The sequence below is a fragment of the Halomonas sp. GD1P12 genome (assembly GCF_025725645.1).
In the GTDB taxonomy this organism is placed as follows: Bacteria; Pseudomonadota; Gammaproteobacteria; order Pseudomonadales; family Halomonadaceae; genus Vreelandella.
Map to the genome: position 1 here is coordinate 3,750,738 of NZ_CP107007.1, position 19,053 is coordinate 3,769,790.

Consider the following 19,053-nt stretch of genomic DNA (forward strand, 5'->3'; position numbering starts at 1 on the left):
AGATGTCACCTCAATCAGTTGTACGGCGTTTCAGCATTAACCAGGGCGCCAGCCAATGCGTCAGTATCACCGCAACATAAGCGCTAAAAAATAAAGTAGGGTTTGAGGGAGGCACTGCCACGAAGACCAGCGTGAAAAGTGCCACCGTCAAACCAAACTTGCCTGCCTCGGCGCGCAGCAGGTGCGTGGCGCCGGCTCGGCGGCCACGAGTGCGAAGAAACCCCATTCGCTGTATGAAAAACGCGTGCGGCAGTATCGCCACCAGCGCCCCGGTCACCACTGAAACGCTGCCGGATAAACCGGCCACCGGGTACGCAAGCGCCGCGCCGAGTAGCATGATGGCTAACTGAGCGAGCGTGAGCTGAACGATATAGGTTCTGCGCCGCTGCGTTTCGAATCGCTGCATAGCCCCCGGCCCAACCCCTCGGCACTTGCGTGTCAGCATCGAAGGCTGAAGCCGTGGCGTTCGCTGTTTTACTCTTTGCCGTTCCGTTACTGCGAACAACCTGCACAAATCTTGCGCGATTATAGGGAAGCGCTATCACACCTTCAACCGAAGTTGCGTCTAATTTGCGGGTTTACGCGCGCAGTTGCGACCAAAGCGCTAAAAATAGGGGCTAACGTGTGGCTATTTAATGAGCCTGCTATTTATCCATCAGCCCGTTATTTGATGTGTCCGAGAATACCGTCGAGCTCTTCGAGGCTGGTGTAACGGATGGTGACCTTGCCCTTGCCGCGCTGACCGTGATCGATGGATACCGGCGCGCCAAGCAGCTCGCCGAGCTGAGTCTCGAGCCGCGTGACGTCCGCGGTCTTTTTCGAGCGTTTGGGCGCGGCCCTGGCGGCTTCGTCGCTGCCGAGCTTTTTGACCAGCGCTTCGGTGGCGCGCACGGTCAGGTCGTTATTGACCACTTCATGGGCAATGCGCCGCTGCTGGGCACTGGTGAGCGATAAAAGCGCGCGGGCGTGACCCATGTCGAGATCACCGCGCTCCAGAAGCGTTTGCACCTCGTTGTCCAGACTCAAAAGCCGCAACAGGTTCGCCACCTGAGTACGCGACTTGCCGACCGCATCGGCGATCTGCTGCTGGGTGAGTTCGAACTCGTCGCCCAGGCGCTTGAGCGCGATCGCCTCTTCCACCGCATTGAGGTTTTCACGCTGGATGTTCTCGATCAAAGCGAGTGCCAGCGCGACTTCGTCGCTGACGTCACGAATGACCGCGGGGATGACGTCGAGCTCGGCGAGCTGGGCCGCGCGCCAGCGCCGCTCGCCGGCGATGATCTCGTAGCGGGACTGCCCGACCGGGCGTACCACGATCGGCTGCATCACGCCCTGGGCGCGGATCGAGTCAGCGAGCTCCTCGAGGGCTTCGGGCTGGATATCGCGGCGGGGCTGGTATTTACCGCGGCTCAGTTGACCAAGCGGCAAACGCTCGAGACGCTCGTTGTCGGTGGCCTCGACGACCACGCTCGACGGCGCTGTATCGACGCTTTCAAACGTTTCCTCACTGGTGAGATCCAGACTGTCACGACGACGTGCGCCCGCTCCAATGAGGGCGTCCAGGCCACGTCCTAGCGCGCGTTTACGCGTCATGCGCTTCCCCTTAAACGTTGAGTCAAACCCCGGCCGTCAGGCGCTAAAGCGCCAGCTTGCGAATCATCTCTTTGGCGAGCACGCGATACGCCTGGCTGCCCCGCGAAAAGCGTGCGTAGTGGGTGACCGGCAGGCCGTGGCTCGGCGCTTCGGCCACCTTCACGTTGCGCGGAATGGTGGTCTTCAAAAGCGCGTCGCCGAAAAAGTCGCGCAGCTGCTTGTCCACTTCGCGGGTCAGGCTCGTGCGCTTATCGTACATGGTGCGCAATATACCGGAAATCGCGAGCTCCGGATTGACGCTCTCCTTGATCTGCTCGACGGTATCCAGAAGCGCCGACAGGCCTTCCAACGCGTAGAACTCGCACTGCAGCGGAATCAGCACGCCGTGAGCGGCGGTCAGTGCGTTGACGGTCAGCATGTTGAGCGACGGCGGGCAGTCGATCAGCACCACGTCGTAGTTCTCGGCCACCGTGCTGAGCGCGGTGGAGAGTCGGCTCTGGCGCTCATCGCGATCCAGCAGTTCGACCTCCGCGGCGGTCAGATCACCATTACCCGGCAGCACGTCGAAGTTGACCGGCAGATTCCTGATGATCGCCTCGTGAGCGCTGGCCTCACCGAGCAGGACATCCAGCACGCTCTTGTCCAGATCGTACTTGTCGATGCCGCTGCCCATGCTGGCGTGGCCCTGGGGGTCGAGATCCACCAGCAGCACGCGGCGGTCGAGACTCGCCAGGCTCGCCGCGAGATTGACGGCCGAGGTGGATTTGCCCACGCCGCCTTTTTGGTTGGTCAGGGCAATGATCTGGCTCACTACAAGGCTCCTTCAGGGGTCAAAATCAACAGCTGCCGTATTGCCGTCTCATAGGGAATGGGCAGCCGATGCCGCGCCGTCAGCACGATATCGGCGGGAAGTGCACTGAGTTCATCGTCGGCGCCGGGGCCTTTCATGGCCAGCCACTGCCCGCTGGGCTCCACCAGCGTTCGGGTCAGGTCGATAAAGTCGACCAGGCTTGCAAACGCGCGGGAGACGACCTGATCGAAGGTGCGCTCGCCAAAGGCCTCGACCCGTACCTGGGTCGGGGTCGCGTTGTCGATCGAAAGCTCCATGATCGCCTGGCGTTGAAAGCGCACTTTCTTGCCGTTGCTGTCGACCAGCGTGACCTGAACGTCGGGCTTCAAAATGGCGATGACCAGGCCTGGAAGGCCTGGGCCTGCGCCAACGTCGAGCAGCGTGTCGCCGTGCACGAAAGGTGCAATGGCGGCGCTATCCAGCACGTGGCGCGAGACCATCTCGACCGGGTCGCGCACTGCGGTGAGGTTATAAGCCCGGTTCCACTTGTGCAACAGCGCCACCAGGGCCAGAAGCCGCTCGCGCTGGGAAGCGCTGACCTCGAGGCCGAGGGTCTCGAGGCCGCTGTCCAGCCGGGTGGCAACGTCAGCGGGCAGGTCGTTCAAAAGCGGGGACAGCGAACTCATCCGTTCGCCACCTCGGCGCTGCCAACCAGGCGGCGCTTTTTCAGATGGATCAAAAGAATCGAGACCGCCGCTGGCGTCACGCCGGAGATACGCGCTGCGTGGGCCAGGGTTTCCGGGCGGGCGTCCATGAGCTTCTGGCGAATTTCGTTGGAGAGGCCCTCGACCTTCTGATAGTCGAGCTCGGCCGGCAGCGGCGTATTTTCGTGGCGCTTGAGCTTGTCGATCTCGTCCTGCTGACGATCGATATAGCCCTGGTACTTGGCGTGGATCTGGACCTGCTCGGCCACGGCGCCGCTTTGCACTGCCTCGCTTTCAAGCCCGGGAAGTGTTGCGATATCGGCGTAGGTCAGCTCCGGGCGTTTCAGAAGATCCGCCAGCGAGTACTCGCGATTGAGCGGGTGGCCGGTTTTCTCGGCGACTTTCTCGGCGGCGGCGGTGTTGGGCTGTACCCATACCGACTTGAGCCGTGCGCTTTCGCGCTCGATCGACTCACGCTTTTCGCTGAACGCCTGAAAGCGAGCATCGTCGACCAGGCCAAGCTCGCGGCCCTTCTCGGTCAGGCGCAAATCCGCGTTGTCTTCACGCAGCATCAGACGATACTCCGCGCGTGAAGTGAACATGCGGTAGGGCTCCTTGGTGCCCATGGTGATCAGGTCATCGACCAGCACGCCCAGATAGGCCTCATCGCGGCGCGGATGCCAGGACTCGAGTGATTTCGCCCGGCGGGCAGCGTTGAGCCCGGCCAAAAGCCCCTGAGCACCGGCCTCTTCGTACCCAGTGGTACCGTTGATTTGCCCGGCGAAAAACAGGTTGTGGATAAATTTTGTCTCCAGCGAGTGCCTGAGATCCCGCGGGTCGAAGAAATCGTACTCGATGGCGTAGCCCGGGCGCGTGATATGGGCGTTTTCCAGCCCCTTCATCGAGCGCACCACCTGAAGCTGCACATCGAAGGGCAGCGAGGTGGAAATGCCGTTCGGGTAGAGCTCATGGGTGTCCAACCCTTCGGGCTCGATGAAGACCTGATGGCTCGACTTGTCCGCGAAACGGTGAACCTTGTCTTCGATCGACGGGCAGTAGCGCGGGCCGGTGCTTTCGATCACGCCGGAGTACATCGGCGAGCGGTCCAGATTCGCCATGATGATGTCGTGAGCGCGCTGGTTGGTGTGCGCTATATGACAGCTCACCTGGCGCGGGTGCATGTCGCGCGAGCCCAGATAGGACATGACCGGCGTTGGCGTGTCGCCGGGCTGCTCCTCCAGCTGGCTAAAGTCGACACTTCTAGCGTCGATGCGCGGCGGCGTGCCGGTTTTCAGCCGATCGACGCGAAACGGCAGCGCGCGCAGGCGCTCGGCCAGCGCGTTGGAAGGCGGGTCACCCGCACGGCCGCCGCGGCTGGTATCGAGGCCGATGTGAATCACGCCGCCCAGAAATGTACCGGTCGAGAGCACGACGGTTTCACTCATAAAGCGAATGCCGGTTTCGGTGACCACGCCGCGCACAATATCGTTATCCACAACCAGGTCGCCCGCGGCCTGCTGAAAGATCGTCAAGTTCGGCTGGTTTTCGAGCATGCCGCGAATGGCGGCCTTGTAGCGTACCCGGTCGGCTTGAGCGCGCGTGGCGCGTACCGCCGGCCCCTTGCGGGCATTCAACACGCGAAACTGAATACCACCCAGGTCAGTGGCAAGCCCCATGGCGCCGCCCAATGCATCGATTTCCTTGACCAGGTGGCTCTTGCCGATACCGCCAATGGCGGGATTACACGACATTTGGCCTAGGGTTTCGATGTTGTGAGTGAGCAGCAGGGTTTGACAACCCATACGAGCAGAGGCCAACGCGGCTTCGGTTCCCGCATGGCCACCGCCGATGACAATCACGTCAAAGCGGTCGGGGTAATTCAATTAGCACCTCAACTTGGCCCTTTCAAAAAGCGCCGATCGATCGTTTGAGAACGAGGCTCGCCTCGATAAGCCCGCCAGTATAAACCTCCTGTGAATAACAGTCAGGTTTTTCCACACCTTGGTTCGCCAGTACTGATCTACTAATAACAAAATAAAAAATATAAAGAGAAGTTCTGTTGATGTTGTAACTACTGGTGTGGATAAAATCTGTGCATAAGGCATTTAAAATGATATTTTTCAAACTTTTATATTGTTGACCATTCGGTGATTAAAGGGCGTAGTTGCTGCGTAGAAGCGGTGTCGGGGCTGTGGATCGAATGGGTATTTATGCACAGCGCCAAAAAAACACGGCTTATCCACCGATGCATACCGACGCTGTGCGCTCGATTGTGAACATTCGACCTGAACCTTGATAAATGGCTGGAAAGCGTACGTGGCGGGCATGGTGGGCGGACATGAAAAAAATCGAAAAAATGTTGTCCACAGGCAAAAAAAAGAGCCTGTCGCAAGGACAGGCTCGGAAATGGCAGGTTTTGATGAAGGGGGCTGAGCGTATAGCGCGTGCGATATGCGCGTTTCAGTGCTTGAGTACGCGGGCCAAAAACGATTGGGTACGTTCGTGTTGGGGCGTATCGAACAGCTGCTCCGGCGGGCCCTCCTCGGTGATCTCTCCCTTGTGAATGAAGATGACGCGATCGGCGACTTCGCGGGCAAAGCCCATCTCGTGGGTGACGATCACCATGGTCATGCCCTCTCTGGCAAGCTCACGCATGGCGTCGAGCACCTCGCCGATCATCTCCGGGTCGAGCGCCGACGTGGGCTCGTCGAACAGCATCAGCCGGGGTTCCATGGCCAGCGCCCGGGCCAGCGCCACACGCTGCTGTTGGCCGCCGGAGAGCTGGCTGGGGTACTTGTTCGCCTGGTCGGCGATTCCCACTCGGTCGAGCAGGCGCTTGGCGGTTTGGGTCGCCTGATCGCGGCGCTGGCCGCGTACCTTGATCGGCGCCAGGGTGACGTTGTCGATCACGCTCAAATGCGGAAAGAGGTTGAACTGCTGAAACACCATGCCGACTTCGGTGCGGATGGTTTGAAGCGCTTTTGAGCTCTTTCCATAGGGCTTTAGCGTGTTGTTATCCACCTCGAGGGTGCCGGACTGAAACTCCTCGAGCCCGTTGATGCAGCGGATCAGAGTGGATTTTCCCGAACCGCTTGCGCCGATTACCACGACGACCTCGCCGGAGGTGATCTCAAGGTCGATATTGTTGAGCACGTGCAGGGCGCCAAAGTGCTTGTTGAGCTTTTCCATGCGCACGATGGGAGCGGGATGTGAAGAGTGGTTCGCTGTCATGGCGCGCTCCTTATTGACCGGCAAGGTTCGAACGCTCGACCAGACGCAGCACCAGGGAGAGCGTCCAGGTGATGGCCAGATACAAAAGGGCCACCATGAAGTAGACCTCGAGCGCGGTGAAGGTGGTGGCGATGTAGATCTGCCCCTGACGTACCAGCTCGCCGACGCCGATCACCGAGAACAGTGAGGTGTCCTTGATACTGATGATCGCCTGGTTACCCAGCGGCGGCACCATGCGCCGAAGCGCCTGAGGCCAGATCACGTAGCGAAACGACTGGGCGCGAGAAAGCCCGAGCGAAAGAGAGGCCTCGCGCTGACCGCGTTCGATGGACTGCACGCCGCCGCGCACGATTTCCGAAATGTAGGCGCCGGAGTTCACCGCGATAGCGGCAATACCGGCGACCAGCGCGTTGATCGGTCCGCCCAGAAGCTGCGGCAGTCCGTAGAAGATGAACAGTACCTGCACCAGAATCGGCGTGCCGCGAAAGACTTCGATGTAGATCGTCGCGACCCAGCGCATCCAGGCCACGGGGCTGATGCGCAGAAGCCCGAAGAAGATGCCGATGAAAAACCCGATGGCCAGGCCCCCGAAGGAGATGGCCAGCGTCCACGGAATACCGGGTAACAGGTGGGGGATCGAGGCAAACGCCGCCGACCAGTCGAACTCAAAGGTAACGTCCACGCGTTATCTCCAGGTGAAAATCACAGGTAGTACGGGTAAACAAAGGGTCGGGCGATATCGCCCGACCCTGAAGGAGTGCGCTACTCGAGAGCCGCGTCAATCAGCGGTCGGCGCTTCGCCGAACCACTTCTCATAGATCTCGTCGTAGGTGCCGTCTTCGCGCATGGCCGCGAGCGCTTCGTTACTCGGCTCCAGCCACTCGCTGCCCTTGTGGAAAACGATGCCGTACTGCTGGCCTTCGTAAAGCGGGCCGACCACTTTGGTACGGCCTTCGCCGCGGGTTTGCGAGAAGTAGGCGACGTTGGGCGCGTCATACAGCACCGCGTCGACGTTGCGGCCCAGAAGCGCCATGTACATGTCGGCGGTGCCCGGGTAGGGGGTGATGTCGGCGTCTTCGCCCAGCTCTTGCTGCAGGAAGTTGTAGCTGGTCGAGCCGATCTTGGTGGCAATGCTCAAGCCTTCCAGATCGTCGATCTCTTCGACGTTATCGTTATCGGCGCGCACGATGATCTGCAGGCCAGAATCGTAGTAGGGGTCAGAGAAGTCCACGACCTGGGCACGCTCATCGGTGATCGTGGTACCGGCGATGGCGATCTCCTGGCTGCCGGTCTGGACCGCCGGGATGATGCCCGAGAACTCCATGGTGGTCAGATTGACCTCGAAGCCGGCGCGGCGGGCGACTTCGTTGATGATGTCCATATCGAAGCCGATCATTTCGCCGGAATCCGGGTCCATCATCTCGAAGGGAACGAAGCTTGGGTCGGTGGCCACGTTGACCGATGGCATCTGGGCGAGTGCGGCGGTGCTGCCAAGACCGAGCGTCAGAGCGGCGGCGATAGCGCTATAGCCAAGTGTATTGTTCATATGTTTCCCCGTGATGTTATAGGGCACGACGTGTCGGGCAGCCATTGCCCGTACGCGCGCGCCGTTTTAGACCTATCAACCCTGGCGAGAAACCGCCAAGGCGTCAAGTCACGAGAAAGCAGGGGAGTTAACGCAAGCGCCCGGCGGGCTCAAACCATGAAGGAGGCGCCACACCCGCAGGTGGTGGTGGCGTTGGGGTTTTGCACGCGAAAGCGCGCGCCGGCCAGGCCCTCTTCGAAATCGACGGTGGAGCCGACCAGGTACTGGTAGGAGAGCGGGTCGACCACCAGGGTGGCGTCGCCGAATTCGATGAGCGTGTCGTCGTCGTCGACGCTATCGGCGAAATCGAACCCGTACTGAAAGCCCGAGCAGCCGCCGCCAGTCACGTAGACGCGCAGTTTCAGCGCGGGGTTTTGCTCCTCGCTCATTAGCGCCTTGATGCGTTGGCGGGCGCTGTCGGATAGCAGTAGTGGGGTTGGTACGAAAGCTTCTGCACCGCTCATGGGTACCTCCCGCAAGCTGAATGGCTGGATGAAAGGCCAATTATGGGTAATCCCCAGCAAAAGGGTCAACTATTGTGTGCCCTTTTACCGGGAAGCTTGCGCCACTACCAAGCGTTTACGGCATTAGCGCCGGAGCGTTGAGCCCCGTTTTCTCATCGAAGCCGAACATCAGGTTCAGGTTCTGAATGGCCTGGCCGGAAGCGCCCTTGACCAGGTTGTCGATGATTGAGAGCACCACCACCGTGTCGCCGCCTTCCGGGCGATGAACGGCGATGCGGCAGGTGTTGTTGCCCTTCACGCTGCGGGTTTCCGGATGACTGCCCGCGGGCATCACGTCAACGAAGGGTTCATCCTGGTAGCGCGCCTCGAACAGCGCCTGTAGATCCCGAGCGCTTTCGGTCAGCGTGGAGTAGAGCGTGGCGTGGATACCGCGAATCATCGGCGTCAGGTGTGGCACAAACGTCAGGCCGACCTTCGCCGCCTGCATGTCGTTCAGGCCCTGGCTGATTTCCGGCAGGTGGCGATGGCCAGAGGCGCCGTAGGCCTTGAAGGATTCACTCGCCTCGGCAAGCAGCGACGGCACCTTGGCGCCGCGCCCGGCGCCGGTCACGCCGGATTTGCAGTCGGCGATCAGCCGGGTCGGGTCGATCAGCCCGGCGTCCAAGAGCGGCAGATAGCCAAGCTGTACGGCGGTGGGGTAGCAGCCGGGCACGGCAATCAGGCGTGCGGTCTTGATCTTTTCGCGGTGCATTTCGGGCAGCCCGTAAACGGCTTCCTCGAGCAGTTCCGGGGCGCCGTGGGGCTGGCCGTACCAGCGGCTCCACTCGTCGGCGTCGCGCAGGCGAAAGTCCGCAGAGAGATCGATTACTCGCGTGCCGCCTTTCAAAAGCTCGCCGGCAAGCGCGTGGGCCACGCCATGGGGAGTGGCGAAGAACACCGCATCCATCGCGCTTAGAGCGCGGGCGTCGGGTTCGCTGAAGGCGAGCGCATCATAGTGGCCGCGCAGGTTGGGATACATGTCGCACACCTTGACCCCGGCTTCCGAGCGCGAAGTGATCGCCTCGACGCTGACCTCGGGATGCCCGGCCAGAAGCCGCAATAGCTCTACACCGGTGTATCCCGTACCGCCCACGATGCCGACCTTGATCACATGTCACCCCTTATCCGTTCTCTGGTTTGATTCGAATACATCGTTCACAGCCTAATAAACTGGCAACGGGCTGTCCAAGCTCTTCAAACTGTCCAAGCTCGTCGAGCTATGATACACAAGAGTAGCGGCCCGTGAGTGCAGCAATCGGTGAGTGAACACTTACTTTTTAGCGGCCAGGTCGCACACAGGGCACCTCTTCTATAAAAAAGCCAACAGCTAAGGAACGCGGTCGTGGCACGGTATTCCCGAGCAGATTTCACCCTGGAGGCCTTTCGCCGCCAGCTCGCCAACGTCGACGCGCTACCCCAGCTTTGCGTACTGGGGCTGCTCTCCGGGATCATCACCGGCGCGGTCATGGTGGGTTTTCGTCTGCTTCTCGAGATGGGCGCGGTGCTCTATATGCCCGACGCCAACCCGGAGGCTTTCGAAGGGCTCGCCCCCTGGCTTCGCGCGCTGCTGCCGCTTTGCGCGGTCACGGTGATCGGCGTGTTTCTTTACCGCCAGAAGGCCGCGGCGCAAAAGCTCGGCGTCAGCCACGTGATCGAGCGCCTCTCCTATCATCAGGGCCGCTTTCCGCTGCGCAATTGGCTCAATCAGTGGTGGGTCGGCGTGGTGTCGGTGCTCGGCGGGCTTTCCGCCGGGCGTGAAGGCCCGGCCATCCACCTGGGCGCGGCGGCGTCGAGCGGGCTCGGGGTCAAGCTTCGCTTGCCTAACAACAGCCTGCGCGTGCTGGTCGCCTGCGGCACCGCCGCGGGGATCTCGGCGTCGTTCAACACGCCGATCGCCGGGGTCATCTTCGCCATGGAAGTGGTGATGATGGAGTACACGCTGATGAGCTTCATGCCGGTGATTCTGGCCTCCACCATGGGCGCGGTCGTGGCCCAGATGGTGTACGGCAGCGAACCCGCCTTTCGTATTCCCGACGTGGCGCTGGGCTCCTTGATGAACCTGCCCTGGGTCGTCATCACCGGGCTTTTCATCGGGCTTTTGGCCGGGCTGTTCATTCATATCGCGCGTAACAAACGCCTCGCCGGGATGCCGCTGTGGGTACGCCTGGCGGCGGTGGGGGTTGCCACCTCGGCGATGGCCTGGTGGTTCCCCCAGGTACAGGGCATCGGCTACGACAGCCTGGCAGCGGCGCTCAACAACCAGCTTGGCGTCTACGTGCTGCTGGGGCTGGTCGTCGCCAAGCTTTTGATCACCGCGCTGACCGTGGCCGGGGGCGTGCCGATCGGTATCATCGGCCCGGTGCTGGTGGTGGGCGCGGCCGCCGGGGCGCTCAGCGGCTCGCTGGGGCTTTGGATCTGGCCGGCCCCCGCCGCCGATCCGGGCGTGTTCGCCATGCTTGGCATGGCGGCGATGATGGGCGCGGTGCTCCAGGCACCGCTGGCCGCGCTCATGGCGCTTTTGGAGCTGACCCATTCGCCGAACATCATGCTGCCCGGCATGCTGGTCGTGGTGGTGGCGTGTTTGACTTCGCGCCAGCTCACCGGCTGCGAAGGCTTTTTCCTGAGCTCGGTGCGCTACGGGCTGCACCCGCTGCAGCAGCCCTTGATGCAGGCGCTCTCGCGCGTGTCGGTACCAGCGGTAATGGAGCGTCAGCTGGTACGCACCGAGCGGGTGGTCACCCCGGAGCAGGCGCGAAAGCTTCTGGAAACCAACCCGGTGTGGCTTTTGATCGAGCGCTCCAGCGACAAGAAGCCGGTGCTCGGGCTCAAGGCGGCGGCGCTGGCACGCTGGCTGTTAGAGCACGACGAGGCGCTCGACGGCAAGCCGCCGCCGGAGGACGAGCTGGTGGATCTTCTCGAAATCCCGGGCCAGCGCGTTGAGATGGCGCCGATCGCGCTTCAAGCGACGCTCTCCGAGGCGTTTTTGAAACTTCAGGACAACGCTCTGGGCGCGCTTTACGTGGTGCACGGTTATCGCCCGAAGCAGCAGCGAATTTCAGGTATCATTACCCGCGGTGCCATCGAGCGCTATTATCACTACTCGGATCCGAACGACAAAGCCGGACCCCGGGACAATGAGCCGTCCGCGTAAGGAGAGACCATGTATTTATGGATGAAGGCCCTGCATTTGATGGCCATGGTGACCTGGTTTGCTGCGCTTTTTTACCTGCCCAGGCTTTTTGTCTACCACGCCACGGCTCGCGACGCGTCTGATGAGCAAGCGATCACTTACTTCAAGACCATGGAGCGCAAGCTCTACCGTGGCATCATGACGCCGTCGATGATTCTGGTACTGATTTTCGGCGGGATCATGCTCTATCTGGTGCCCGGCTGGATGAGCCAGGGCTGGATGCACGTCAAGCTGACGCTGGTGGCGCTATTGATCGCCTATCACCACGTTTGCCTGATCTATCTCAAGCAGTTCGCCCAGAACCGCTGCACCAAAAGCCACACCTTCTTTCGCTTTTTCAATGAAGCCCCGGTGATCGTGCTGGTCGCGGTGGTACTGCTTGCCGTGTTGAAGCCGTTTTAATGCATCAACCGCTTCCTCCCACCGTTCTGGTGTTGGCCGGGCATGACCCGACCGGCGGCGCGGGCCTGATCGCCGATAGCGAAGCCATCGCCGGCTGCGGCGGCTGGGCGCTGACGATCCCGACCGCCACCACCGTGCAAAACTGCCATGATGTCCAGCGCGTGTTGCCCGCCGACCCGCAGATGATGCTGCAAAGCGCGGCGGCGCTTGGCGACTTCACCATTGGGGCGATCAAACTGGGGCTTCTGGCCGACGCGCCGACGCTGTTGGCCGCTGAGCAGATCATTCGCCGCTTTCCCGGTATTCCCGTGGTGGCGGATCCGGTATTGAAAGCCGGCGGTGGCGCTGAGTTATCCACAGCCGCTTTGCAAAGGCTTTATATCGACCGGCTGCTTCCGCTTGTGGATATCCTGACACCCAACCGTTTTGAGCTGGCGACGCTGACCCCGGATATCGGCGAAAGCGAGGACGATACCGCCCGCGCGGTAGCGCTGATTTCCCAGGGCTGCCAGGCGGTGCTGGTAACGGCCACCGATGATCCGCTGCCGGGTAACACGGACCAGGTGGTGCATACGCTGCACTCGCCGGATACCACGCGCCAGTGGCAGTGGCCGCGTCTGCCAGAGCGCTTTCACGGTTCGGGCTGTACGCTGGCCTCTGCGATTGCCGCGCGCATGGCGGTGGGTGAGCGCTTACCCGCCGCCTGCGAGCAGGCGCAGCACTTTACCTGGCAGGCCTTGTCGAAGGCCTACGCACCGGAAAGTGGGCAGTATCTACCGCGCCGCTTGCCTCGCCCGACCCGCTTTTGATCTCATTGGCCGCCGATCGATCAAGCACCTGTTTACGCCGCGCCGTCAGACGCTAAGCTATCAATCATCGAGCCAACCACGCTGAGGATGCCATGACTACATCTGCCGAACTCTTCGAGCAAGCCACGCGCCACATTCCCGGCGGCGTCAATTCCCCCGTTCGCGCGTTCAAGGGCCTGCACCGCCCGCCGGTGTTCATGGAGCGCGCCCAGGGCGCCTACCTGTTCGACGTCGAAGGCAACCGCTACATCGATTACGTCGGCTCCTGGGGCCCGATGATCACCGGCCACGCCGACCAGGACGTGTTGGCGGCGGTGCGCGCGCGTCTCGATAACGGGCTGTCGTTTGGGACGCCCACCGCGGTGGAAACCACCATGGCAGATTTGATCTGCGAGATGATTCCCTCCATGGAGATGGTGCGCATGACCAGCTCCGGCACCGAGGCGACCATGTCGGCGATTCGTCTGGCCCGGGGTAGCACCGGCCGCGACAAGATCGTCAAGTTCGAGGGCAACTACCACGGCCACTCGGACTCGCTGCTGGTGAAAGCCGGCTCCGGCGCCCTGACCCACGGCGAGCCAAGCTCGCCAGGCGTGCCGGCGTCCCTGGCCGAACATACCATCACGCTCTCCTACAACGACCCGGAAGGGGTCGACGCGTGCTTTGCCGAGATCGGCAGTGAAATCGCCTGCATCATCGTCGAGCCGGTGGCGGGCAACATGAACTGCATTCCGCCGCAGCCCGGCTTTCTGGAAACGCTTCGCCGGGTGTGCAACGAGCATGGCAGCCTCCTGATTTTCGACGAGGTGATGACCGGCTTTCGCGTGGCGCTTGGCGGCGCCCAGGCCCATTATGGCATCACGCCGGATCTCACCTGCCTTGGCAAGATCGTCGGCGGCGGCATGCCGGTCGGCGCCTTCGGCGGGCGCCGCGATATCATGCAGAACATCTCGCCCATGGGGCCGGTCTACCAGGCGGGTACGCTGTCGGGCAACCCGCTGGCCATGGCCGCCGGGGTCACACTGTTGCAGAAGTTGAAAGAGCCGGGTTTCCACGACGCGCTTGCCCAGCGCGTGCAGACGCTGTGCACCGGGCTCGAAGAGCGCGCCGAGGCGGCGGGAGTCCCCATGATGACTCAATCCGCCGGCGGCATGTTCGGTCTCTTCTTCACCTCGCAGTCGCGGGTCGATAACTTCGCACAGGCCACCGCCTGCGACCCGGAAATCTTCCGGCGCTTCTTCAGCGCCATGCTTGATCACGGCGTGTATCTCGCGCCCTCGGCGTTCGAGGCGGGCTTCATGTCCAGCGCCCACACGCCGGAGAATATCCAGAAAACGCTGGAGGCCGCCGAAAAGGCGTTTGCGCTGCTCTAACCCTGTGATCGGTAAACTCCTGCTACACTCAAAACGCCGCCCATTGGGGCGGCGTTTATGGTTGACGAGGTTACTCACCATGAAACGGCGATCGATTTGGTCTTATACATTGGGCGTTGCGGGTTTGGTGGGCGCCTTATCCACAGGCGCACTGGCCTATCAGGAGCAGGACATGACCCGAATTCAGATCAACATTAGCGGCACGGAAGGTGCGGAGTTTTCAGCGCATTGGCGGGTCAGCGACGGCGATCAGGTTACTGAGTACTCGGAGGAGCGTATGAGCGTTCCCGCTGACTTCAGCTACGAAGGCACCGCATTGGAGGGTGAGGTAACGCTTTTGACCGATAACGAGCGTTTAGAGGTGGATATTCTCAAGGGTACCAATCGTTCTCGCTCATCAACCCAGGGTAAGGGAGGAACGCTTACCCTGCATCTTAGATAAGCACTTGCGATAATTCCTGTGCATAAAAAAACCGCCCCCAAGGGCGGTTTTAACGTCCAACATCTTTGAGTGATAAGAGCTTAGCGAGCCTGCTTTACAACGTTGTTGTTGTAGCTGCCGTAAGTTTCGATAGTGGACTGATGAGCATTTTGAGTGTACAGAGCGCTTTGGCTAACTTGCTGGTAGTTGCCATAGCCGTTGGTCAGGATGTAAGAGTCGTGACGGTCGCCGCTCTGCATAACGTTATATTCGTTGTCGTTACCGCCCTGGTTAACGATAACGCTTTTCAGCTCGTTACCAGATTGAGTTACATCAGCAATATTACGGTCGCCACGCAGGGTAACGGTGCTGTCGTTCATATCGCCGTTTTGATTGAGCATGGTCAGGTTATCGCTGCCGTAAGACTGCGCCACTGACTTGTTATCAAGGCCGTCTTGCATGATTTCAGCTGCGTTACCGTTACCGTCCTGAAGAACGTAGCTATCGTTGCCGTTACCTACTTGGTTCACAGTTGTATCGTTGCGGCTGCCCTGCTGTTGAATGCTGGAAACGTTCGCTGCCTCGAACGGAGTCGGAGCTTGGCCAATAACGTCGTCTTGAACGACAGTAGCTGCGTTATCATTACCACGTTCCTGGCGGATACGTGACTCTTGGTTACCGTACTGCGTAACGTTGGTGCTGTGTTCGTTGCCGTATTGGATAATGTAGGAATCGCTGGCGACTTGAGCAGAAGCAGCGGTGCTCAGTGCAAGAGCGATACCAGCGGCGATAGTGGTGATTTGAGTTTTCATGTAGTAATCCCCTTTATGATGACGACTTGCTTTGGTGGTTACTGAGCAAGGATTTTTGCTCAGTAAGTTACGACGGTGACTGGTCGCGCATTGCCCGAGAACGCTTGTTGCTCGACGTTGATGCTGCGGTAGCCACTCCCCGATTGTGAAATCGTGATATTGCTTTGCTGACCCGTTTGAGTAACGAAGGCTTCCGCTCCTTGAGGGCCGTTGTCCTGAAGAATCGAAACGCTGTGCTCGTTACCTTTTTGAGAAACCTGGCTGGTATTGTTGCCACCGATTTGTTCGATTGACGCCGCATTGGCGTTACCGACTTGGCGGATACTCGAAAAATTACCTTGTTGGTATTGGGCCGAGTAGGATTGAGCGACGCTGGTCCGGTTGTCGTTACCGTTTTGGTAAATGACGCTGTAATTACCGGGGCCTAACTGCTTTGATCCGCTATAAACATACTGAGCGATACGGTTGTCTTGGCCGGCGTGGGCAGCGGATGAAAACGTCATCGTTAGGGCAATTAGTGCCAGCGTCGACTTGACCACTGCCGCTCCTAAAAATGAAAACGCCTGATTGATAGCCATCCTCATACCCTTTGAAAGTTTTTGTATCAAATTGTATTCACGGCTTGAGTTTGGCGTATCTGTAGAATTGCGCTATCAGCAATTCTCCTGGACGTGGGATCATTTATTTGATTATTTTAAATCTCTCAGGTATTAGTTTTTTGGTATATCTGTAAGTTTTTGTTTTTAATGAAATAAAAAAGCGGTGCCGCATAATTTTGGCACCGCTTCTCGTAGATTTTCTGGTAATTATAGGGTTGTATCACTTCATCTTTATTAGATGAAGCTCAAGCATGAACACCAGAAACACTGCTCACGTATACTTACAATTCTGGAATAGGCGCATTCAGATAGTCGGCGAGTACCGAACCCTGAATATTGCTGCCACTGGCCAGATTCCACAGGTTGTTTTCCACCCCACGAGCGATCAGGTGTATGACTGCGGACTCCACCGCCGACATGACCGCCATCTGTACCGGCTCGTTGGTCGTGATGCCCGCTTCGGCTTCCAGCAGGCGACGGAAGTCGATAAAGCGATACACCCCGGCGCGCAGCTCTTTCGAGTAGATGGTTTTGGTGGTCGTTACGTTGGCGAGTATCTCGCCGGTGGAAATCTCCACGGCGCGCAGGTTGACCGTGACCTGGTCGACCTGGTACTGGCCCGAGGCGCCAATGCCGAAGTATTCAGCACCCGCGCCGCCGGTGCGTACGTTGGACTCATACGCAATGATACCGCCTTCGAGCATGACCGACGCCGCGCGCAGTGATGGCAGCGTATCGGGCTGGCCGAAGCGCTCGAACTCAGCGCGGATGATGCGTCGCTCGGTCAGAAGGTTCTGAAGCCCGACCCGCTCCAGCGGAATGAACCAGCCGGAATCTGCAAGCGCCCCGGTCAGCATCGCCGCTGCTCCTTGCGTTACGGCGGTGGAGAAGGTGCTGGCCGGGGCCGGGCGGTACTGGCCGGTCTGATCGCGGAAGTCGTAGACCGAGACGAAGATCTTGCCCGCCGGCGGCGGCAGCGACACGAGATCCTGGTAGGTAGCCCCGCGCGGCATGAGCGTGGCTTGAGCGCCTTCAAGATTTTCCGAGTTGGCGACCATACCGGCACAGCCGCTGAGAAGCGTGGCCAGCATGAGTGAAGCGATGATTTTCATTATGATCCCCTGACGACACAAATAAGCGTTATGCGGCGTTTTGCCGGTTAGGTATTGGTAAACGTGAGCGCTGTTTTATTAAGGATTAAAGGCGCCGCCTACGCTGATATTGGTTATATCGCCGGTCAGCTTGTCTACCACGCGCACGACGAGCTCGCCGCCATCGTCGCTCACCACCACGTTGAACTCGCCGCTGTCGAAAGAGCCCTGATCGACATTGCCTGCACCGACATCGGATATCAGCTGCGAGATGAGTCGGCTTTCCAGACTTTGAACGAGTCGATCAGTAGAAGAGAGCCGCTCGAAGCCTCGTGCGTTAGGATCGGTAGTGGTGTCCTGGGCCTGCGCCTTACCCAGCAGATAGCTCCCCATGAAGGGGTCGCCACCAAACGATGGATTCAAGGGGCGATAGACCAGATCCCCCGCAATGGCTTGTGCTCCGCTTGTGAGTGCCAGCGCTGCGACGGTACCCAGCATGAAACTGCGTTGTTTGACTTTCATTATCGTAACTCCTCGCTTCCCAGGTCTTTGTCCGACGTTAGCGCCGTTGCCAACTGTTCCTTCAGCAGCGCTTCTTGAACTACTTGTACCGCCTCATTGGCGGCTTCATCCGCCTGATTGATTCTTGGCGAAAGCTGCGTGCGGAAATACATTTGATTGCCCTGCATGATCCAGAGTTGGCTTCCCCAACGGGCGTCCGGGCGCTCCTGAATCGTGATCGTGGCGTTATTGATCAGCGGGCTATCCATGGCACGTTGACTGAATGCGCGGTAGAACGAACGACCGGCCATGGTAATGGTGCGGTCAATCATGACCCCGGTCAGCTCACTGCTGCCGTAGCCGCGCGGCTCGATTTCCGCACCGTCCGGCCCGGAGAGGCGGTTGATCGCATCCACCGCTTCCTGCTCGTTTTCCGGCAGGGAATCGCTTGGCGAGGCCGGCTGATTGGGAGACACGGGCTGGCCGGGAAGCTCTTCGCTGGCGTGCACCGACAGAGCCAACGTCAGTAGACAGGCAGCGAGCGGTAAATGAAAACGATACGTGACCATGGCCGAATGCTCGTTGGGAAATTAGCGGCCGCGCTGCAGGCTACGCGCGGTTTCGATATTGGGCAGAATCGGCCCCAGGTTCTGATGAATCCAGTTCAGCGCCTGAATACGGTTGTGCACGTTGATTTTTCTAAAGATGTTGTAAAGGTGCGACTTGACCGTGTGCTCGCTGACGAAGAGCTTTTCAGCGATCTGCTGGTTCGACGAGCCCGCGCTCAACAGCGAAATGATCTCCATTTCACGGTTGGTCAGCCCGCAGGCCGGGCGGAACGCGTTGCTTTGGTACTTGCGATAAAAAAGAATGAGCCGTGCCATCAGGTCCCGCGACATCCAGAGTTCGTCGTTCAAAAGCGCGTGGATACCCTTGCAAATCACCTCGAGATTTTCGTTGCGGTAGAACACGCCCTTGAGCTGTGAGCAAGAGAGCGCTTCCAGGGCGTGATCCATGTCACGGATGTTGAACGCGGCCAGCGGCATGCGGGCAAGCGATTCGGGAAGCTTTTCTTGCCAGTCGGGGATGGCATCGACGCTGATGTGATCCGCATCCACCAGCAAAAGCTGTTGCTCGGCGTTGGACGTTGGCAGCGCCGCCCCCGGCGCGTAAAGATCGATCGTATGACCTGTTTTTTTGTTCAGGTACTCTGCAAACAACTGAGATTGAGGGCTTTTTTCGGTGACGATGTACACCACGCCCTGGGCCTTTTCCTGCATCATCGATAAACCCTCCAACTGCAAATAAAGTGTGAGACGTTAATGAGGTGATTGTTACCTGGAAGATCAGTTTAGTAAAGTTATGTTACTAAAAATAAGTGAAGTGCCGCTTCGCCTTCACATTGCTTAGGAAAAAATAAGCCGCTGGTCTGATTGGCTAGTCATATGA

At 59.6% G+C, this 19,053-nt stretch carries 21 protein-coding genes; 5 read left to right on the forward strand and 16 right to left on the reverse strand.

Annotation, left to right across the window (positions count from 1 at the left end; all coding sequences use genetic code 11):
• Window positions 1-10 precede the first annotated feature (10 nt).
• From OCT39_RS17250 to argC, 10 genes are all read right to left on the reverse strand, one after another.
• Entirely contained in the window at window positions 11-406 is a 396-nt protein-coding gene (locus OCT39_RS17250; RefSeq protein WP_263585663.1) for an ATP synthase subunit I, read from the reverse strand.
• Window positions 407-663: 257 nt separating this feature from the next.
• A complete protein-coding gene (locus OCT39_RS17255) occupies window positions 664-1,593 on the reverse strand; it encodes a ParB/RepB/Spo0J family partition protein (RefSeq protein ID WP_263585664.1) in 930 nt (309 codons plus the stop codon).
• Between the two features lie 43 nt (window positions 1,594-1,636).
• Entirely contained in the window at window positions 1,637-2,404 is a 768-nt protein-coding gene (locus tag OCT39_RS17260) for a ParA family protein (RefSeq protein ID WP_263585665.1), read from the reverse strand.
• Window positions 2,404-3,069: a 16S rRNA (guanine(527)-N(7))-methyltransferase RsmG gene (gene rsmG, locus OCT39_RS17265; RefSeq protein ID WP_263585666.1), complete on the reverse strand. Its 666-nt coding sequence runs from the start codon at window positions 3,067-3,069 to the stop codon at window positions 2,404-2,406. Before rsmG ends, OCT39_RS17260 begins: the two co-directional genes overlap by 1 nt.
• Window positions 3,066-4,970, reverse strand: coding sequence for a tRNA uridine-5-carboxymethylaminomethyl(34) synthesis enzyme MnmG (gene mnmG / locus OCT39_RS17270; protein WP_263585667.1), 1,905 nt, complete (start codon window positions 4,968-4,970; stop codon window positions 3,066-3,068). Before mnmG ends, rsmG begins: the two co-directional genes overlap by 4 nt.
• Window positions 4,971-5,547: 577 nt before the next feature.
• Window positions 5,548-6,318 (reverse strand): amino acid ABC transporter ATP-binding protein, encoded by a 771-nt coding sequence (locus OCT39_RS17275; protein WP_311959086.1) that lies wholly within the window; start codon window positions 6,316-6,318, stop codon window positions 5,548-5,550.
• A gap of 10 nt (window positions 6,319-6,328) precedes the next feature.
• A complete protein-coding gene (locus tag OCT39_RS17280) occupies window positions 6,329-7,000 on the reverse strand; it encodes an amino acid ABC transporter permease (protein ID WP_263585668.1) in 672 nt (223 codons plus the stop codon).
• A gap of 96 nt (window positions 7,001-7,096) precedes the next feature.
• Window positions 7,097-7,864, reverse strand: coding sequence for a transporter substrate-binding domain-containing protein (locus OCT39_RS17285; protein ID WP_263585669.1), 768 nt, complete (start codon window positions 7,862-7,864; stop codon window positions 7,097-7,099).
• A gap of 149 nt (window positions 7,865-8,013) precedes the next feature.
• A complete protein-coding gene (gene erpA, locus OCT39_RS17290; protein WP_252107838.1) occupies window positions 8,014-8,367 on the reverse strand; it encodes an iron-sulfur cluster insertion protein ErpA in 354 nt (117 codons plus the stop codon).
• Window positions 8,368-8,482: 115 nt separating this feature from the next.
• Complete coding sequence (gene argC, locus OCT39_RS17295; protein ID WP_263585670.1) at window positions 8,483-9,517, reverse strand: N-acetyl-gamma-glutamyl-phosphate reductase; 1,035 nt, start codon at window positions 9,515-9,517, stop codon at window positions 8,483-8,485.
• Window positions 9,518-9,748: 231 nt separating this feature from the next.
• Here argC and OCT39_RS17300 point away from each other — a divergent pair, with 231 nt between their 5' ends.
• From OCT39_RS17300 to OCT39_RS17320, 5 genes are all read left to right on the forward strand, one after another.
• Complete coding sequence (locus tag OCT39_RS17300; RefSeq protein ID WP_263585671.1) at window positions 9,749-11,557, forward strand: chloride channel protein; 1,809 nt, start codon at window positions 9,749-9,751, stop codon at window positions 11,555-11,557.
• Window positions 11,558-11,566: 9 nt separating this feature from the next.
• Window positions 11,567-11,998 (forward strand): protoporphyrinogen oxidase HemJ, encoded by a 432-nt coding sequence (gene hemJ, locus OCT39_RS17305; RefSeq protein ID WP_263585672.1) that lies wholly within the window; start codon window positions 11,567-11,569, stop codon window positions 11,996-11,998.
• On the forward strand, window positions 11,998-12,807 hold the full coding sequence (thiD, locus tag OCT39_RS17310; protein WP_263585673.1) for a bifunctional hydroxymethylpyrimidine kinase/phosphomethylpyrimidine kinase: 810 nt from the start codon (window positions 11,998-12,000) through the stop codon (window positions 12,805-12,807). Before hemJ ends, thiD begins: the two co-directional genes overlap by 1 nt.
• Before the next feature lie 92 nt (window positions 12,808-12,899).
• Window positions 12,900-14,180: a glutamate-1-semialdehyde 2,1-aminomutase gene (hemL, locus tag OCT39_RS17315; protein ID WP_263585674.1), complete on the forward strand. Its 1,281-nt coding sequence runs from the start codon at window positions 12,900-12,902 to the stop codon at window positions 14,178-14,180.
• A 172-nt stretch (window positions 14,181-14,352) separates the two neighbouring features.
• Entirely contained in the window at window positions 14,353-14,622 is a 270-nt protein-coding gene (locus OCT39_RS17320) for a hypothetical protein (protein WP_252107815.1), read from the forward strand.
• Between the two features lie 80 nt (window positions 14,623-14,702).
• On the opposite strand, the gene OCT39_RS17325 is transcribed toward OCT39_RS17320, so the two are convergent.
• From OCT39_RS17325 to OCT39_RS17350, 6 genes are all read right to left on the reverse strand, one after another.
• Entirely contained in the window at window positions 14,703-15,413 is a 711-nt protein-coding gene (locus OCT39_RS17325; RefSeq protein ID WP_263585675.1) for a curlin subunit CsgB, read from the reverse strand.
• Between the two features lie 59 nt (window positions 15,414-15,472).
• Window positions 15,473-15,991: a hypothetical protein gene (locus tag OCT39_RS17330; protein WP_263585676.1), complete on the reverse strand. Its 519-nt coding sequence runs from the start codon at window positions 15,989-15,991 to the stop codon at window positions 15,473-15,475.
• Between the two features lie 302 nt (window positions 15,992-16,293).
• Window positions 16,294-17,124, reverse strand: coding sequence for a CsgG/HfaB family protein (locus tag OCT39_RS17335; RefSeq protein WP_263585677.1), 831 nt, complete (start codon window positions 17,122-17,124; stop codon window positions 16,294-16,296).
• 78 nt (window positions 17,125-17,202) lie between these two features.
• Window positions 17,203-17,625 carry a curli assembly protein CsgF gene (locus tag OCT39_RS17340; protein WP_409335775.1) on the reverse strand — a complete coding sequence of 141 codons (423 nt, stop codon included), beginning with the start codon at window positions 17,623-17,625 and terminating at the stop codon, window positions 17,203-17,205.
• On the reverse strand, window positions 17,625-18,173 hold the full coding sequence (locus OCT39_RS17345) for a curli production assembly/transport protein CsgE (protein ID WP_263585678.1): 549 nt from the start codon (window positions 18,171-18,173) through the stop codon (window positions 17,625-17,627). Before OCT39_RS17345 ends, OCT39_RS17340 begins: the two co-directional genes overlap by 1 nt.
• A 21-nt stretch (window positions 18,174-18,194) precedes the next feature.
• Window positions 18,195-18,887, reverse strand: a complete 693-nt coding sequence (locus tag OCT39_RS17350) for a response regulator transcription factor (protein WP_263585679.1) — start codon at window positions 18,885-18,887, stop codon at window positions 18,195-18,197.
• Window positions 18,888-19,053: the final 166 nt, after the last annotated feature.

What these genes read in the sequence shown, in the direction of transcription:
- OCT39_RS17275 (WP_311959086.1), bottom strand. Translation starts at nt 6,318, where the DNA reads ATGACAGCGAACCACTCTTCACATCCCGCTCCCATCGTGCGCATGGAA.
- OCT39_RS17345 (WP_263585678.1), bottom strand. Translation starts at nt 18,173, where the DNA reads ATGGTCACGTATCGTTTTCATTTACCGCTCGCTGCCTGTCTACTGACG.
- hemL (WP_263585674.1), top strand. Translation starts at nt 12,900, where the DNA reads ATGACTACATCTGCCGAACTCTTCGAGCAAGCCACGCGCCACATTCCC.
- OCT39_RS17340 (WP_409335775.1), bottom strand. Translation starts at nt 17,625, where the DNA reads ATGAAAGTCAAACAACGCAGTTTCATGCTGGGTACCGTCGCAGCGCTG.
- rsmG (WP_263585666.1), bottom strand. Translation starts at nt 3,069, where the DNA reads ATGAGTTCGCTGTCCCCGCTTTTGAACGACCTGCCCGCTGACGTTGCC.
- hemJ (WP_263585672.1), top strand. Translation starts at nt 11,567, where the DNA reads ATGTATTTATGGATGAAGGCCCTGCATTTGATGGCCATGGTGACCTGG.
- erpA (WP_252107838.1), bottom strand. Translation starts at nt 8,367, where the DNA reads ATGAGCGGTGCAGAAGCTTTCGTACCAACCCCACTACTGCTATCCGAC.
- OCT39_RS17330 (WP_263585676.1), bottom strand. Translation starts at nt 15,991, where the DNA reads ATGGCTATCAATCAGGCGTTTTCATTTTTAGGAGCGGCAGTGGTCAAG.
- OCT39_RS17320 (WP_252107815.1), top strand. Translation starts at nt 14,353, where the DNA reads ATGACCCGAATTCAGATCAACATTAGCGGCACGGAAGGTGCGGAGTTT.
- OCT39_RS17350 (WP_263585679.1), bottom strand. Translation starts at nt 18,887, where the DNA reads ATGATGCAGGAAAAGGCCCAGGGCGTGGTGTACATCGTCACCGAAAAA.
- OCT39_RS17250 (WP_263585663.1), bottom strand. Translation starts at nt 406, where the DNA reads ATGCAGCGATTCGAAACGCAGCGGCGCAGAACCTATATCGTTCAGCTC.
- OCT39_RS17335 (WP_263585677.1), bottom strand. Translation starts at nt 17,124, where the DNA reads ATGAAAATCATCGCTTCACTCATGCTGGCCACGCTTCTCAGCGGCTGT.
- OCT39_RS17285 (WP_263585669.1), bottom strand. Translation starts at nt 7,864, where the DNA reads ATGAACAATACACTTGGCTATAGCGCTATCGCCGCCGCTCTGACGCTC.
- OCT39_RS17325 (WP_263585675.1), bottom strand. Translation starts at nt 15,413, where the DNA reads ATGAAAACTCAAATCACCACTATCGCCGCTGGTATCGCTCTTGCACTG.
- OCT39_RS17255 (WP_263585664.1), bottom strand. Translation starts at nt 1,593, where the DNA reads ATGACGCGTAAACGCGCGCTAGGACGTGGCCTGGACGCCCTCATTGGA.
- thiD (WP_263585673.1), top strand. Translation starts at nt 11,998, where the DNA reads ATGCATCAACCGCTTCCTCCCACCGTTCTGGTGTTGGCCGGGCATGAC.